The sequence below is a fragment of the Peribacillus sp. CSMR9 genome, from assembly GCF_033141925.1.
GTDB lineage: Bacteria > Bacillota > Bacilli > Bacillales > DSM-1321 > Peribacillus > Peribacillus simplex_A.
Genome location: NZ_JAOPHO010000044.1, coordinates 1 through 16,604, shown reverse-complemented (window position 1 = coordinate 16,604; position 16,604 = coordinate 1). Strand labels below are relative to the sequence as shown.

At 38.1% G+C, this 16,604-nt stretch carries 12 protein-coding genes, 1 rRNA gene and 1 riboswitch; of the genes, 2 read left to right on the top strand and 11 right to left on the bottom strand.

From position 1 onward, the window contains the following. Window positions 1-415 precede the first annotated feature (415 nt). Window positions 416-1,567: a PP2C family protein-serine/threonine phosphatase gene (locus tag N9I19_RS17235; protein WP_317778502.1), complete on the top strand. Its 1,152-nt coding sequence runs from the start codon at window positions 416-418 to the stop codon at window positions 1,565-1,567. A 49-nt stretch (window positions 1,568-1,616) separates the two neighbouring features. On the opposite strand, the gene N9I19_RS17230 is transcribed toward N9I19_RS17235, so the two are convergent. From N9I19_RS17230 to N9I19_RS17190, 9 genes are all read right to left on the bottom strand, one after another. Continuing rightward, window positions 1,617-2,999, bottom strand: coding sequence for a UDP-N-acetylmuramoyl-tripeptide--D-alanyl-D-alanine ligase (locus tag N9I19_RS17230; RefSeq protein WP_317778501.1), 1,383 nt, complete (start codon window positions 2,997-2,999; stop codon window positions 1,617-1,619). 164 nt (window positions 3,000-3,163) lie between these two features. Further along, window positions 3,164-4,246: a D-alanine--D-alanine ligase gene (locus tag N9I19_RS17225; protein ID WP_089364969.1), complete on the bottom strand. Its 1,083-nt coding sequence runs from the start codon at window positions 4,244-4,246 to the stop codon at window positions 3,164-3,166. A gap of 106 nt (window positions 4,247-4,352) precedes the next feature. Further along, window positions 4,353-4,565, bottom strand: a complete 213-nt coding sequence (locus N9I19_RS17220; RefSeq protein ID WP_317778500.1) for a hypothetical protein — start codon at window positions 4,563-4,565, stop codon at window positions 4,353-4,355. A gap of 288 nt (window positions 4,566-4,853) precedes the next feature. Next, on the bottom strand, window positions 4,854-5,636 hold the full coding sequence (locus tag N9I19_RS17215; protein ID WP_317778499.1) for a hypothetical protein: 783 nt from the start codon (window positions 5,634-5,636) through the stop codon (window positions 4,854-4,856). Between the two features lie 353 nt (window positions 5,637-5,989). Next, the gene (locus tag N9I19_RS17210) at window positions 5,990-7,249 is read right to left on the bottom strand and encodes a cation:dicarboxylate symporter family transporter (RefSeq protein WP_089364967.1); all 1,260 of its coding nucleotides are present in this window, start codon (window positions 7,247-7,249) and stop codon (window positions 5,990-5,992) included. A gap of 171 nt (window positions 7,250-7,420) precedes the next feature. Beyond that, window positions 7,421-7,570: riboswitch (cyclic di-AMP (ydaO/yuaA leader) on the bottom strand. 201 nt (window positions 7,571-7,771) lie between these two features. Then, a complete protein-coding gene (locus N9I19_RS17205) occupies window positions 7,772-9,034 on the bottom strand; it encodes an efflux RND transporter periplasmic adaptor subunit (protein WP_317778498.1) in 1,263 nt (420 codons plus the stop codon). A 14-nt stretch (window positions 9,035-9,048) separates the two neighbouring features. Continuing rightward, on the bottom strand, window positions 9,049-9,711 hold the full coding sequence (locus tag N9I19_RS17200; protein WP_317778497.1) for a hypothetical protein: 663 nt from the start codon (window positions 9,709-9,711) through the stop codon (window positions 9,049-9,051). A 126-nt stretch (window positions 9,712-9,837) separates the two neighbouring features. Further along, complete coding sequence (locus N9I19_RS17195; protein ID WP_317778496.1) at window positions 9,838-10,734, bottom strand: diacylglycerol/lipid kinase family protein; 897 nt, start codon at window positions 10,732-10,734, stop codon at window positions 9,838-9,840. A 165-nt stretch (window positions 10,735-10,899) separates the two neighbouring features. Then, window positions 10,900-11,754 carry a TetR/AcrR family transcriptional regulator gene (locus N9I19_RS17190; protein ID WP_317778495.1) on the bottom strand — a complete coding sequence of 285 codons (855 nt, stop codon included), beginning with the start codon at window positions 11,752-11,754 and terminating at the stop codon, window positions 10,900-10,902. Between the two features lie 190 nt (window positions 11,755-11,944). Here N9I19_RS17190 and N9I19_RS17185 point away from each other — a divergent pair, with 190 nt between their 5' ends. After that, entirely contained in the window at window positions 11,945-15,073 is a 3,129-nt protein-coding gene (locus N9I19_RS17185; RefSeq protein ID WP_317778494.1) for an efflux RND transporter permease subunit, read from the top strand. 322 nt (window positions 15,074-15,395) lie between these two features. Here N9I19_RS17185 and N9I19_RS17180 read toward each other — a convergent pair whose 3' ends face one another. Both N9I19_RS17180 and rrf read right to left on the bottom strand, forming a co-directional pair. Then, on the bottom strand, window positions 15,396-16,235 hold the full coding sequence (locus N9I19_RS17180; RefSeq protein WP_061461168.1) for a tyrosine-type recombinase/integrase: 840 nt from the start codon (window positions 16,233-16,235) through the stop codon (window positions 15,396-15,398). Window positions 16,236-16,536: 301 nt separating this feature from the next. Next, window positions 16,537-16,604 (bottom strand): 5S ribosomal RNA (gene rrf, locus N9I19_RS25480); the annotation flags it as partial.

Below are 16,604 nucleotides of genomic sequence, written 5' to 3'. Positions count from 1 at the left end.
GTTGAAATGTGTCACATTGGTTTTTATTTTCCCTTTAGAGAAGCACACGGATTGATTCACCACCAACAGGATTACCGTAGTTACTATATCCAAGTATGAGTAAATGGATTCTTTATTTAATATTTGAGCAATCAATAAATGATTTTACAAAACGAACATCTGTTTATATACATGATATGTGTTTAATTCAAATAGTTTCAACAAACTTTATTCAGGAAGGATTAGTCCGAATCAAAAGGCCACCTTACACGGTTACTCCCTTAGAAAAAGAAAGGACTTACTATCAATCCCCTATACATTACCAGGTATATAATACCATTATATTTCGAAATTTCTATTAATTATTTAAAAAACGGTAGTAAATAAGTCTGAATACAGTATGATTGACCTATCAATAAAACAATGGGGGGGTTATATGAATATATACACTATAGATGTTCCTTTATGTAAGGATTTTGGTCTGATGTTAAAGAAAATGAACAAGCAAGTCACCTTTTTGGAGGATCCACTCAATCAAAGTCTTCTATTCCAGGAATCAACGGACTTAATGAAATCATTATTTATTTTACCTTTATACATATCAAAAGATTCTTGGCAGCAAACCTCGTTGTTCGCCTTAGCTGAAACTTATGAAATCCCTATCTTATTTATTTACAAACGTGCTTTAGGTATGGAGACCCCTCTGGCGTTACCAGAAAGGACCTTTTATGAAACCATGGCTGTCCCTGCCGATTCAGTAGAAGTCAGGATTAAATTAAAGTCACTCCAAAACATCAGCATGCAACTGTTTTCAGCGAAATTGAAGGGGCAGGAGCTAGAAAAGATCAACCAGAAATCAGCAATGAGCCTGCGAATTGCAAAGGGCTTTCAACTTTCAGGTTTACCTTTGTCTATCAATAAAGAAGATATAGAGGTCAAAGGGCTTTCCCAGCCTTCTAGTGAACTGTCAGGGGATCTATTTTACTGGACGGAGATTGGTGACAGGACATACGTCTTCATAATGATCGACATATGCGGAAAGGGCATTCATACGGCACTCATAAACATGTCCATACGCACTTTGATACCTGAGCTTATCAAACGCGTAAAAGACCCCATCTTCATAACGGAGGAACTGAATAAACATATGCGGGATCTATTTCAAGGAGTTAAAAGGGAATATAAAAACCGTACTTGTTTTACAGCCTTCATTGCATACGTGGATACAAAGGAGCGACGCATCGAATATGTGAACTTTGGACTTCCTTCAGCCTTTTTGTATTCCCCATGCACCAATCAATTCCTCAATTTGAATGAAGGGACTATACCCATAGGGCTAAGTCCTGAAATGCCCATAAAAAAAATAGTATTTCATTATGAACCAGGAAGCCGTTTCTTCATCTATACAGATGGACTTTCTAAAATCCCCGCACCATCCGCAATCGACCGATCTGGCAATGTCGAGAGTGAATTCATCGAAAATATCCATCTTGATACACATGACCTTCTTCAGGAGTTACTTGTTTCAAGGATGAGGCATTCAGTGATTGACGATGATATCTGCATTATTGCCGGGACACTTTATTAAGTACGATAAAAAAGGCCGATTCAAAAGAAACGGCCTTTTCTATTCTTTTTTATTTTTGTAAGGCTTGAACGACTTCCTCAAGCTTCATGCCCCTAGAAGCTTTAACGAGAATGATGTCATTTACCTGTGTAGACGACTTAAGTTCCTCTATAAGTTTCTGCTTATCTTGAAAAGGACGAACATTCTCTGATGAAAAAGCCTTGCTCGCTCCCTTCGCAATAAACTCTGCTAAAGGACCATACGTGAAGATCTTATCGATCCGCTCATTAGAAATCAATTCACCAATTTTCAGATGAAAGTCTTTTTCCTGTGGCCCTAACTCCAACATGTCTCCCAGTACAAGGATCTTTTTCTCGAAACCAGATAATCCCTCAATCAACTCTACAGCTGCCTTTACTGAAGTTGGACTGGCATTATACGCATCATTGATGATTTTCTGCCCTTTTGCCCCCTGGACCAATTCCATCCTCATATTAGTTAACTGAATGGTAGACAGACCTTTATGGATCGCTGCAACATCTACATGGAATTCTTTAGCAACCAAAATGGCTGCCAATGCATTAAGAACATTATGATGACCTAAAACCGGTATCTCATAATTGATATCCTTTTCATCACATGCAATGGTAAACGTTGTACTGTCTGCCCCTTGGTTAATGGTCTGTGGAAACAAATCATTTTGTTCCGTACGTCCAAAAGAAATTACGTTTAAATCCGGAAAATCTTTTTTGATCCGATTGCGAAGCAATGGCTCATCACCATGATATATCAGCGTTCCATCTTTCGCCAAACCTTCGACAATTTCCAACTTCGCATTCGCAATTTCCTCGCGTGATCCTAAATCCAATAAGTGTGATTCACCGATATTGGTAATGATCGCTACATCAGGCTTTGCCATTTTGGATAAAAACTCAATTTCGCCACGGCTGCTCATTCCCATTTCCAAAACAGCCGCTTCAGTATCCTCTTCCATCGAAAGCACCGTTAGTGGTAAACCTAGATGATTATTGAAGTTCCCATTGGTTTTATGAACTTTATAGGTAGTTGCCAGCAGCGCAGCCGTCATATCTTTCGTAGTCGTTTTACCGTTGCTGCCTGTAATCCCGACCACTTTTATATTCAACTGCTGTCGGTAAGCACGCGCTAATTGCTGAAGTGCTTTTTCGGTATTTTCAACAATGATTAACGGTAAATCATTGGGAGGATTCGGAACATCCCTTTGCCAAAAAGAAGCCGCCGCTCCTTGTGCTAAAGCTTGCTTGACATATTGATGACCGTCAACCTGCCCACCCTTAAGCGGAATGAACAAACACCCTTCCTTAACCGTTCTTGAATCGATGGTAACCCCATTTATTCCTTTGGACTGGAATGAAGTGATATCATTCAATCCACCTGCCATTCCATGTACTTGTTTCAACGTTCTCTTTATCATTTTGTTCCTCCTACATTCATCGAACCGTTAATCGCTCTCTCCCTCTTCTTCCATTAACCAAACGAAGCAGAAACCAGTGTAAATCGAACCGGCTCCTGCTGATTATAATCCATCAGATCAATTTTTGAAGAATTGTGAAGTTCACTGATACATTACCTGCATGATCAAACTGTATATTTGATTTGTTGTTTTTCTTGATGACGTTCCAAGGCAAGTTTCACGAGTTTTTCAATTAACGCTGGATAGTCGACACCTGTGTGCTTCCACAATAATGGAAACATACTGAAAGGAGTGAACCCGGGCATTGTATTCACTTCATTAATATAGATTTGGCCCTCTTCCGTTAAAAAGAAATCAGCTCGAACCAATCCAGAGCAATCCAATGACTTAAAGGCCGTAATGGCCATTTCAGATAAAGCTGCGTACTCGCTTTCCTTTATCTCCGCTGGGATGACCATCGCTGAATTACCGTCAACATATTTTGCTGAATAATCATAGAAGGAGAAATCTTTCTTAGGGATGATTTCTCCTGCCACTGAACATGATGGGTCATCATTGCCAAGAATGCCAAACTCAAGTTCACGGGCTACGACCCCTTCTTCAATGATGATCTTCCGATCGAATTGAAAAGCTTCCGCAACCGCTTTTTCCAATTCATCAGCATCATTACATTTGCTGATACCGACACTCGAGCCTAAATTAGCTGGTTTGACAAAACAAGGGTACCCCAATTCATCAGCTACCTTTTCAATGGCACTTTCAGTATTTTTTTCCCATTCAGAACGAATGAACCAAGTGTATTTAACTTGAGGAAGCCCCGCTTGGGCAAAGATGTTTTTCATGATAACCTTATCCATTCCAGCTGATGAAGCTAAAACGCCATTGCCTACATAAGGGAGATTCAATAGTTCCAGCATCCCTTGTACTGTCCCGTCTTCTCCATTTGGTCCGTGAAGCAGTGGGAAAATTACGTCATACCCTGTTGATTCACTATTTTCATCAGTTGAATGTGCCTGCAAGGCAAGAGGCGAGTTCAATTTGTCCGACGAAAAAGTCAAAGCCTCCACACTCTCTGCAGGCCCTGTTAACATCGGTCCATTAATCCATGAACCCTCTTTTGTTATGTAAATCGGATATATATCAAACTTTGCTAAATCGAGAGCCTTAATCACCGCTAAAGCCGTCTGCATAGAAACCTCATGCTCCGCAGATTTTCCACCATAAAGCAAACCAAGTTTAGTTTTCATGAGTTATTACCCTCCAATATTCTTTTAACCATGTTCATTGTATCATTTTACACTAAAACGGGAAAAGCGAAACTTCCATCATTGGTTCTTTTCCAATGATGGTTAGTTAAGCCATTCGGGCATTTACAGGCTGTTTTTTACACATATTTTTAAATTGCATTTTCATTTGATACCCTTCGACCGTCATTTTCATCGATACCTTACAGCCTGTTAATGCGGGGAAAAGCGAAACTTCCATCATTGGTTCTTTTCCAATGATTACCACCAGCGGAACACAGGCTAGATTCGCCACGTCCTGTGGCAACACCTGTGCTTGCATATCCTATGCGTCGCATTCGGGCATTTACAGGCTGTTATTTTTAAATTGCATTTTCATTTGATACCCTTCGACCGTCATTTCCATCGATACCTTACAGCCTGTTCACGCGGGGTAAAGCGAAACTTCCATCATTGGTGCTTTTCCAATAAGGAATATAGGCCAAAGCCACAACTCCCTGTCTCCTGTGCGTCGTCCTCCCTTATCTTTTATGCAATAGATAGTAAGTCTTACACCTAAAAAAAAATCAAAGATATCAAATAATCCAATCCACGCATCCGAAAATTGGGATCAGGATAATGATTCATTTTTTATAACACTTTCCCATACTTTTTCTTTTCGATTAAAGGTGATAAAAACATCCGGCTCCTTAATATTTCTATCCGAAAAGTCATCATGCATCTCATCCATATTTAAATAATCCCCTACCACCCATGCCGGTATCTCAATCTTCGTTCTTGAGTACTTGACATGCCGAAAGGAAAAAATGAGCCCCTCTGCCATAATATGAGCCAAAGAAGAAATGATTTCTGCAGGAATGGCCGTCAACTCTCTTTTCTTTCTGATTCCAAGCCACGTCCTCTCCACTTTTAACGGCTCCAGCTTTAGCGGAATCAGGCTCCCTAACATCATATAATATGTAGAAAGTGAACGAAAATAAATTTTGTTGAACCAGCCATCATCCTGGGCAAGGTACACAAATTGATTATTCAATTTACGGAAAAATGGAGGATCCAGATGGGTTTTTGCATGCCCTAAATATAAAAGTTCAGCTAATTCCCTTCCATCCAATTCATCCAGCCCTTCCTCTTCTTCAAAATCAATCCAACAGAAATCTCCATATGCCCGGACATTTTCTTTAACGAGCTTTGCAATATCCTCAGATGAAGCGCTATCAAGCAGGACATTCAAATTGTATTCCCCACCATCGAATTGATGTTTCAATAATAAGATGGAATCCAAGGTATATGGCAGCGAATAGACAAATTCGCGAAAATTGAGTCCATTAAAAAGGACAAACCGTTCGGAAGCCTGCATATGCATATATAAGATATCATTGTTATCATTCTTCATAACCTGATCCCCTCCGAGCTCTCAATCAATAATGTTATTTTATCAAACTTTTGGCTTTTCAAGTAAGTTATATAACCCAGAATATTATTCATCATCTGCATCGTATAAATAATGTGAATACCTGAACTCTATTATCACCTAAGGTTAAGGAACGAACTCGACAATTTTAAATATCTATAATAGTGAAAAATAAAGAGTTGAAGGAATTGACGACTGATAAAATTGAATAAGGTTTTATCATTAATTCTTTTCATGAGGCAGCTTCCCTTTAAAAAACTTTTCGTTTGCAGCTTTTGGCCCGTCTTTTCAAACACAAAAAATCCAGAGTGACATATCACTCTGGATTTTTTGTATTAAGAAACTTGTTCTAATTCTTTATCGGAAGGAGGGTTGAATTGACCTTCCCATTTAGAGATGACGATTGCTGCAAGTGAATTACCGATAACGTTTACTACTGTACGTCCCATATCAAGAATACGGTCGATACCGGCAATAAATGCTAAACCTTCAATAGGAATACCAACTGTTCCTAATGTCGCTAAAAGAACTACGAAGGATACACCTGGTACACCCGCAATACCCTTAGACGTGATCATTAACACTAACATTAGCGTAATTTGCTCATAAGCACTTAAATCGATTCCGTACATTTGAGCGATGAAGATAGCTGCCAACGCTTGGTATAATGTTGAACCATCAAGGTTAAAAGAGTATCCAGTCGGAATAACAAATGTAGCTATATGTTTCGGACATCCCGCTTTTTCCATTTTTTCCATAAGTTTCGGAAGAACCGCTTCTGAACTTGCTGTAGAGAACGCAAGTATCAATTCTTCTTTTAGAAGTTTAATCAATGTAAAGATATTGAATCCTACAAATTTTGCAATAAGACCCAGAACGACAATTACAAAGAAAATCATTGTTCCGTATACAGAAAGCGCTAACTTACCTAACGGAATTAAAGATTCCAAACCGAACTTGGAGATGGTCACACCGATTAGTGCAAATACCCCAATAGGAGCAAATTTCATGACCATATTAGTTAGGTAGAACATTCCTTCTGCTGTACCTTGGAAGAAACGGAATACTGGTTTACCTTTTTCACCGATCGCGGCAATACTAAGTCCAAATAATACGGAGAAGAAAATAATCGCTAACATATCGCCTTGTACCATAGCTTGTACTGGATTGGATGGTACAATGTGAACAAGTGTATCTACAAACGATTCATGCTGCTTAGTTTCTGCTGTATCAACATAAGTGGAGATATCAGTTTTTTCCAGATGATTCATATTTACGCCAGCACCAGGCTGGATGATATTAGCGGAAATTAAACCAACAGCAATCGCAATCATAGTTACCGCCACAAAGTATGAAAGTGATTTAGCTCCTAGTTTACCTACTGCTTTTAAATCACCTACACCCGCAACTGCAACGATAAGGCTTGATACAATGATTGGCACAACAATCATTTTAATCATTCGTAGGAAAATGTCTCCGAATGGCTGTAAAAAGTTTTGGGCCGTCTCATTACCATAAAAAATGGCACCAACGATAATCCCTAGAATTAAACCAATGAAAATTTGGCTAGCTAAACTTAACTTGAATTTCTTCATATACTTTCCTCACCTTCCATAAAGTCTTTGATGCAAAAACGTTTTGTCTCGGTAAGGGAAACAAGATACTAATAGAAAGAAAGTAATTTTTCTTTTTTGAAAAACTCTGTCTTTACGCCGAAAAAAAAGACACTTCATGTGTCGATTTCATATTAGCGTGAATATTCACACATGTTCCCTTAAAGACGCTGACGAGGTTAGCTGTCGGGTTAGGAATTGGAAACACAATTTGCCCTTTCATTTCTGAATTCACCCCTAGTGGATTAAAATCCACAAAAATGGTTCCCCCGTTCTTGGAATAAGATTAAGCGAGTTAACTTATAATAAAATATTATACTAAAAAGGTTAATCTGTAAATGTTTATTCTCATCCATTTTAGAAAAAGCCTTTAAATATATCTGAATATTCTGCATTCTAGATGATTTCACCAAGTATTACACTTCCCGATTTTTAGTCATTTAAGCTATATGGATATATAAATAATAACTAATTTGACATCCCCTTTCTTTATGAAAGAAGCAGTTATTTTTCCAAAATGCCAAGTAACAGATACCTTACTTTTTCCCTAGAGGTAAATTTTTTATAAGTTGCAGTTTTCACTTTTTCAAATTGAATTGGGGTAATAAAATAAGAATGGTTCTTCGCTACCCTATTCGGTTCTAGCAGGATGACATCACCTACTGTCGGTCCCTTTATTAGTTCCTGCTTACCTTCTGCTTTAAGCCCTTTTGAAATGTAGTGTTTATCCACATAGCCTTTTTTAGTCAATTTGTAGACATGCGGCTTTTTTTGGTAATGCACTGCCTCTATGGGAATGGCGGGTACACCAGCTTTCTCATTGGTTATTACAGCAAGGTTGACTTTGGATCCCACCAACAAAGATTCGGTTTCTTCACCCTCCGGTTCGATTAAAGCCTGAAATGGAAATCTGTTATCCCTTTTTAGTGACGGCTCTTCTGCTGGATAGGAATGGATACGGCCTATCGTTCCTTTCAATGACTTTTTTAAATCAGAGGAACTTGCTTTTATAGTCATGCCCACTTTAGCTTTTTTCATCTCCTCTTCGGAGAAATTACCTTCAATTGCCATATTTGTCGAAACGATGGATATAATGGGGTTTTTCAGGTTTTTATTGATATTTTTAACTACACCATCAGCTTCACTCGTCGTTACAATCGCGCTAGCCTGCTCCTCAATTGAACTTAATTTAGCATCAAGCATTTTCACTTTTTCATTCAAACTGTTTTTTTCGAGTTCTTGCTTGTACATTTCTTGCTCAATGTTGCTTTTAATAAGATCTGAAGAGCTTGTTGTTATATTAATATCCAAGTTATTTTTCACCGATTCATCAATGACCGCTTTATCAGGATCACGGGTCAGGGCCCCTTGAGAAGCCCTTAACTTCCTAATATATTCGTCAATCCCTACAATTTCTCCCTCTGCAGCAGTTTTCTCCGCTTCCAAATTCGCTTTAAGTGCATCAAGTTCGGTTGTCGTATACTCAAACAACGAGGAGCCAGCCGCTACAGCATCCCCCTCTTTTACAAGGAATTTCTTAAAATCATTTTTCTTGGTTTCAAAATAGATATCGTACTCTTCTACAGGTTTAATTACCCCATTTGTTTGAATAGTATCCGTAATTGTATCTTTTTTTACCATTGACCAGTTTTCCACGAAAACAGTTCGTTCCGCTTTGCTTCCTTTTTTTTCAATAAGGTATATGTTGGCGGCTATTAACACAATCGACGCAATAGAGACCGCTGTTATTTTCCATTTCCCACTCATTCTTTTCACCCGCCTTATACAAATACGCCCACTTGGATGTATGCTAAAAAGGCTTTAACAAACCACGTGGCCAGATAGAATAGAACAATCATTACAAGGACCAAATAATTATTTCTTTGTGAAAACTCCTTTAAATAGAAATATTGCAGGGCAATAATAAGAAATTGAAAAATGGTGATTTCGCTGAAAAAGTGAATAAAGTAAACACTTCTGAGAAAATACTGACCGATGACTCCCAATGAAAAAAGGTTGGAATCATTGCCTATATCCATTAATACGAATAGAGGAATCAGTAATGCTTTTTCCAATAATTGCAACCCGAAAATGATCATTTGAACGATAACTAATTTTATGTATGGGATATCGGTAACGATCCAAAAGAAAAGGGCTGCTAAAAATATGTAAATGGATGGGTAGATAAGGCTTGCTATTATATTGCCGCTCAATATCAGAAACTTTCCTGCTTCAAATTCATTAACACTCATCTTAGTGATTTCTTTAGAAAATGATTCAGAACCAATGCCAAAATAACCACTAATAGCAAATACTATAATACTAAGAAAATATAAAAATAGTAATTTCCATCCAAGCCGTGTGACTGCCTCTGCATTTTGCAGCTGATAACGACTTCGATGAGGCTCTAAAATGCCCTTTAACAATCTGACCTGGTACACCATATGTGTTCCTCCTGCAAAAAATGATATATCATCCTATATTTTATCTTATTTTGGAAACAATTGCAGAAATAAGGAATGAATGAAACAAAAAAAACACATACACTTATCCTTAATATTTAATCCTCCTCACCAATTTGGAGTTAATACCGATAAATGATGGCCAAGAACTTTAATTTGAGTAGGTGTTTGACTATAACTCTCTCCATCCATATCCACATCAAGTGGCCTCTTGTTTTCAATAGTCATGCTACCGGCCTGCACATAAGTCACACCAGACTCCGAGCTCAGATTTTCAATCCATGAACGTTTCATCGCTATTATTTCTAAAAATGCACCAAAGCTTGCGTTTTCCAAGATGGCAACGCCAAAGATCCCATCGTCTGGACTAACCATGGGAAAGGGGAGTAAATTAGTACCGATAAAACATCCATTCAAGACCAAAATCATGATTGCTTCCCCTTCAATGAAATTCCCATCATACTCAAGTTTATAGGAAAAGGGAGCATTATCACCAATCGTCCTTACTGCACTTAATAAATATCCTATCTTTCCGAACCTGTTTTTTTCCTGCACATCAATATTGCTTGATGCCTCAGTAATAAGCCCGATTCCCCAAAAGTTGGAGAAATAGTCATCGTTGGCCTGACCGATGTCAATTGAACGAACTTTTCCATTTACTATTGCTTCCGCAGCCTGACGAACATTTTGAGGAATCTTTAATGTTCTTGAGAAGTCATTGCAAGTCCCTCCAGGTAATATCCCAAACAACGGCCGCTTCCCAAGGGGTGAAAGGCCATTTACACACTCATGTACGGTTCCATCTCCTCCTAATACGAAAACTACATCCATGTCTTCACCATATTCCGAGCAGAATCGACATGCATCCCCTTTTTCCTTCGTTTGTAGAATAAGGAACTCATCAATATGAGGAGCTATTACTGGAAGACATTCCTCAAGATTCCTCTCGAGTTTATTGTTCCCGGCCTTTTTATTATAAATCAGCATTCCCTTTTTCCATCTCATGATTCTTGCCTCCATACTAATGAAAGAATTTTCCTACTACTTATACTTTTTCCTAAACCCCAGATTTTGAAACTCATTCATAATCAAATATAGAAAAATTCATATGGCTTTGAACTCTAAGATATCAACAAAAAAAGAGGCTATACGCCCCTTTCAGTAATTCCTTCATATATTCGTCAAATATTCCTTCATCGTTAAGACAAGCTTTGAACACAAAGGACTTCGTTTTTCATTTTTTTCCAAAAACAACAAAAGGCTTTCCAAGATAATGGGACTTGGCCTAACTTTTGAAAACTCTTCTTGAATTGCCTTTAAAGCTTCCCTATTTTTACTTGTTTCCACTTCCAACATCCTGCTGATGATTGAATGGATTTCCTCTTTCGGGCTCATATCCCGCAGTGAGCATTCTGGTAAAGGAAATTGTTTCAATAATGGATCTTCCATGTTTTGCAAGCTTGCAATAATTGAATCCATACGGTTCAACATGAAGCTAGGTAACAACTCCACATCGAAAGCATTTTTTTTCCTGATCAATATTCCGATATATCCTTTGAAAAGTGAATCTAATATTATTGTGCAATCCGGCAGAAGGTCAGCCGAAAGTCCGGGGTATATCTCAATGATTTTACGCTTGAACCAAATCAATCCCTCTTCATGGATATAATGTAAAAACCGATCAAGTTCTTCGCTGATATGGAGCATTTGTTCCTGCATCAGCATTTGAATTAAGTTTGTATTTCCCGTCATATGCTCCATGTGAACAGTGATTTGCCTCAAAAATTTGTCTTTACTAGACAATGAAGCGTCTAACTCAAGATCAAGTAATGAGTCCGTCAACGCTTCATAATAATATTTAAAAATGGAGACGAGTAACTCTTCCTTCGATTTAAAATAATTATAAAAAGACCCCTTTGCTATCCCACATTTTTCAGCAATTTCCTGAACGGAGGTGGCATGATAACCTTTCTCCGCGAAAAGTTCTACAGATTTATCTATAATCATTTTATGTTTTTCATTCATCAAATTCATCCTATCTCTTAAAATTCGGTCCGAATATGACCAATCAGTCATATCTTTCAAATTGTATCCCAATACCCTTGGAATCACAACGATAAAACTAACATATATTATCTGTTGCAATCATAATCCCTATGCTATATATTTGAGTTTATGACCGACTAGTCACAATTTAAAGTATGGAGGGTACAAGTTGAATTCAATAATTAAATTTTCCTTGAAGAATAAATTGGCAATCTGGTTGCTTACGATCATCATCGTTGCAGCGGGTTTATACTCCGGTTTAAACATGAAGCAAGAAACCATTCCAAACATCTCGACTCCATTAATAAGTATCTCCACTGTATATCCAGGAGCTGCACCTGAAGAAGTAGCAGATAAACTCACAAACCAGATTGAACAGAAAGTCACAAATTTATCAGGAGTCGAATTAGTCAGTTCATCTTCCATGGCTAATGTTTCTTCCATCCAATTACAATATGACTATGATACGGATATGGACGACGCTGTAAAAGCAGTTAAAGAAGCATTAGAGAAAATAGAACTGCCTGAGGGAGTGGATAACCCAAGCGTATCTAAATTAGAATTAAACGCTTTTCCTGTCGTAGCACTCAGTGTAACAGATAAGGATTCGGATTTACCAGCCCTTACAAAAAATGTCGAAGAGGTGTTAGTACCTAAACTTGAAGGAATCGATGGCGTAACTTCCGTATCAATTTCCGGACAACAAGTAAATGAAGGGAGCCTTGTATTCGATCAAGAAAAGATGGCTCAATATGGGCTCGATGAAGAGACCGTAAAGAAGGTTATCCAGGCCGCAAACATCAACATGCCACTTGGCATATATAACTTTGATGATAAAGAAAAAACGATCGTTGTGGATGGAAACATTTCCACATTAAAAGACCTAAAAAATATAAAGATACCTTTAACGGGTGGTTCTAAAACTGGAACGCCAGCACAAACCATCCCCGAAACCAATCAATTATCCCCTGAAATGGCATCGGGTACTCCCCAAGTACAAAATGTCAAATTATCAGATATTGCCGATGTTAAAGTCACCGGTAAGGCTGAGTCGGTTTCAAGAACAAACGGTAGCGAATCGATTGGAATCCAGGTTACAAGATCGCCTGATGCCGATACAGTTGCAATCGTAGACGAAGTAAATAAAGAAATATCGAATTTCAAAGAAGAATTTAAAGGCGTAAGTGTACATACTACGCTAGATCAAGCAAAACCGATTAAAGATTCAGTTGAAACCATGATTAGCAAGGCAATCTTCGGCTGTCTGTTTGCCGTCATCGTTATCATGCTGTTCCTTAGGAACTTTAAAACGACTCTAATTTCCGTCATTTCGATTCCATTATCTTTGTTAGCAGCCCTTTTGGTGCTCAAGCAAATGGATATTTCATTAAATGTTATGACACTGGGAGCCATGACAGTTGCAATTGGCCGTGTCGTCGATGACTCTATTGTCGTAATTGAAAATATTTACAGGAGAATGGCTTTAAAAGGCGAACAATTAAAAGGCGGCGACTTAATACGATCAGCCACTAAGGAAATGTTCATCCCTATCCTTTCATCGACAATCGTTACAGTAGCCGTTTATCTGCCTTTAGCAAGCGTTACAGGGGCTGTTGGGGAACTATTCATGCCATTCGCCTTAACAATGGTGTTTGCATTAGTCGCTTCATTAATAATCGCCATCACACTCGTTCCGGCCATGGCAGACTCTTTATTTAAAAAGGGACTATCTAAAAAGGAATTAAAATCACATGAAGAAAAACCCAGCAAACTATCTGCATTCTACCGAAAAGCACTTGATTGGTCATTAAACCATAAGTTAATAACTTTCGGTACAGCCATTGTATTATTAGTCGGGAGCTTATTCCTTATTCCAAGCATCGGTGTCAGCTTCATGCCTGCAGATGAGGAAAAAACGATTATCGTTACTTACACTCCAGCGCCTGGCGAATTAAAAGAGGATATTGAAAAGCAAACAGAAAAAGTAGAAAAATACTTCATCGATAAAGATGATGTGAAGACAGTTCAATATACACTAGGGGAAAACATGATGAGTGGCATGATGGGCGGCTCGGGTAACTCAGCTCTCTTCTATGTACTCTATGATGAAGACACCAAAAACTTCGGGGACAAAAAAGAAAAGGTCATAAAGGATTTAACTAGCCTTAATTCACCTGGAACATGGAAACAACAAGAGTTCACTTCAACATCAAGTAATGAAACTACCCTATATGTATACGGAAATACACAAAAAGAAATTGAACCTGTAATCGATGATATTAAAAATATCATGAAGAAAAATAAAGACTTAAAAGATGTTGATACCAGTCTTTCCGATGCTTATGAGCAATATACACTAGTGGCAGACCAGAAAAAGCTAAGTGATGTTGGACTAACAGCGGCACAAATTGGTATGTCCATTGCAAATAAGAACAAAGAAGATGCTTTAACTACTATTAAAAAAGATGGGGAAGAAGTCAAAGTATATGTCGAGACAGAAGAAACGACATTTAAAGATAAAAAAGATCTTGAGAACACGAAAATTTCTTCTCCAATGGGAATGGAAATCCCATTAAAAGAGCTTGTGAAAATCGAAGAAGGAAAAGCGTCCGATACAATTAGCCGTCGCGATGGAAAAATTTATGCCGACGTGTCTGCAACTATCAAATCGGATGATGTAGCAGCAGTAACAGCTGAAGTACAAAAGGAAGTTAAAAAATTAGACCTTCCTGCAAGCGTTTCTGTAGACTATGGCGGAGTAACGAAAGATATCCAAGAATCCTTCACTCAACTTGGAATCGCCATGTTAGCAGCCATAGCTATCGTTTACTTTGTCCTAGTCGTTACTTTCCATGGTGGCTTAGCACCAATAGCCATTCTCTTCTCACTACCATTCACGGTAATCGGGGCATTGGCAGGGCTATTCGTTACAGGTGAGACGATCAGCGTTTCGGCAATGATGGGTGTCCTAATGCTTATTGGTATCGTCGTAACCAATGCCATTGTATTAGTGGACCGTGTTATCAAAAATGAAGAATCAGGTTTATCTACTAGGGAAGCTTTACTCGAAGCTGGTTCCACCCGTTTACGCCCAATCCTGATGACTGCCCTTGCAACAATAGGCGCCTTAATACCCCTGGCAATCGGTGCAGAAGGCAGTGGATTGATATCACAAGGTTTAGGAATTACCGTTATCGGCGGACTAGTGAGTTCTACATTATTAACACTGGTCATAGTACCGGTAGTTTATGAAGTTATAATGAAAATAGGTAAAAAGAAGAAAAAAACAGTTAAATAATAAAGAAAAGAAAGAGGGAATCCCTAACTATAGGGATTCCTCTTCTTTTCTGATTCAACAATAATACTTTTGAATTTTTCTACTCCACCCTTCATTTTCATAATGTATAATAAAATACAATTTCAATTTGTCCTATACAGCTTCCTGAGCCCTCTAGACAATGCCTTTATGACTTGATTCCTTCTTTTTTCACAGATCCCGCCACTCGTAACATAAATGCCCTATTCGTCGTCATTTCCAAGGAAATTCGTTTGTTTTTAAAACTGATTTTTATGCAAACAAAAAAAGGAAAGAACTCGCCTTCCTTTTTGATTTCTATAGATTAGTGTTTGGTGAAAGTCTGGTCTATCGCATTTTCCAAATCCAGCGATTTTTCTTTTAAATAACGCTTGGTCACATTTAAATCTTTATGACCGGCAAGCTTGGATATCGTTTGTATAGCTATTCCATTATCCACTAACCTTTGGCAAAAGGTATGGCGCAATTTATGTGGATGAACATTGTATTTTTTTAATATATATTGAACTGATCTCGGAGTGATCCTTTGATTATAACTTGAGATGAATAACGGATCTGCTTTTTCTTTTAAAGAATGAAGATAATTTTTTACATGTTGTATAGCCGATAGTGTCAGGGGGACGGTTCTATCAATTTCACCTTTTGCGTTCCTGACAAGTATATAATTTCGCTCTGTTTCCATGATGACGTCCTGATCATTTAAGTCACATAATTCAGAAACACGAATTCCTGTATGCAACAAAAGGTAGACGATGGCAATGTTCCTAAGATTTCCTTCTGCTTCTATATCTCTTAACAGGATTTGCTGCTCTTTTATGCTTAAAGTTTCAGGCACTTCTAGCTTGTGCTCTTTAACCTTGCGTTCCACAGAAAGCATTACTTGTGGCTTGCCTAAAAATTTAAAGAATACATTTAGAGCGATATAGTGTTTTTCGATTGTCCCTGGACTTTTCTTGCAATTTTCTAAATAGTCAAGATAATCCTGAACATCTTCAGAATGAATCTCCATCAATATCTTTTGTGTCTGGTCACAAAACTGTGAAAGGACACCAGTATACGTTTTGATCGTATTAGCTGATTTCCCTTGGTCTCTCAACCATTCAGCAAACGAAAAAATCATTTCATCTTTAGCAGAGGTATCCATCGGCTATTCCCCCATGACAGTTTCAGAACTACGTTAAGTTTAACATATTTCCCTACAGAAACGAAGAATTCTGTCCCTATGCCTTAAACAGATATACGATTATACAGATTGAAGCAGAAATTATTTGCTTATTTATCACTAGATGCATTTATAAGTATGTCCTAGCATATATACTTTCCTATACTGAATATACTTTCTATAATCTTTTGAGTCTCCTACCTTTTAACAGGTTTAAACATAAGAGTCAGAAGGAATAACAACCGCAAAAAAGACCAGCCGGATGGCTGATCTTTTTTAAATGGCTTGGCGGCGTCCTACTCTCACAGGGGGAAACCCCCAACTACCATCGGCGCTGAAGAGCTTAACTGC

Coding starts and splice junctions, on each gene's coding strand:
- N9I19_RS17235 (WP_317778502.1), top strand. CDS start 416: ATGAATATATACACTATAGATGTTCCTTTATGTAAGGATTTTGGTCTG.
- N9I19_RS17230 (WP_317778501.1), bottom strand. CDS start 2,999: ATGATAAAGAGAACGTTGAAACAAGTACATGGAATGGCAGGTGGATTG.
- N9I19_RS17225 (WP_089364969.1), bottom strand. CDS start 4,246: ATGAAAACTAAACTTGGTTTGCTTTATGGTGGAAAATCTGCGGAGCAT.
- N9I19_RS17220 (WP_317778500.1), bottom strand. CDS start 4,565: ATGCAAGCACAGGTGTTGCCACAGGACGTGGCGAATCTAGCCTGTGTT.
- N9I19_RS17215 (WP_317778499.1), bottom strand. CDS start 5,636: ATGAAGAATGATAACAATGATATCTTATATATGCATATGCAGGCTTCC.
- N9I19_RS17210 (WP_089364967.1), bottom strand. CDS start 7,249: ATGAAGAAATTCAAGTTAAGTTTAGCTAGCCAAATTTTCATTGGTTTA.
- N9I19_RS17205 (WP_317778498.1), bottom strand. CDS start 9,034: ATGAGTGGGAAATGGAAAATAACAGCGGTCTCTATTGCGTCGATTGTG.
- N9I19_RS17200 (WP_317778497.1), bottom strand. CDS start 9,711: ATGGTGTACCAGGTCAGATTGTTAAAGGGCATTTTAGAGCCTCATCGA.
- N9I19_RS17195 (WP_317778496.1), bottom strand. CDS start 10,734: ATGAGATGGAAAAAGGGAATGCTGATTTATAATAAAAAGGCCGGGAAC.
- N9I19_RS17190 (WP_317778495.1), bottom strand. CDS start 11,754: ATGAATGAAAAACATAAAATGATTATAGATAAATCTGTAGAACTTTTC.
- N9I19_RS17180 (WP_061461168.1), bottom strand. CDS start 16,235: ATGGATACCTCTGCTAAAGATGAAATGATTTTTTCGTTTGCTGAATGG.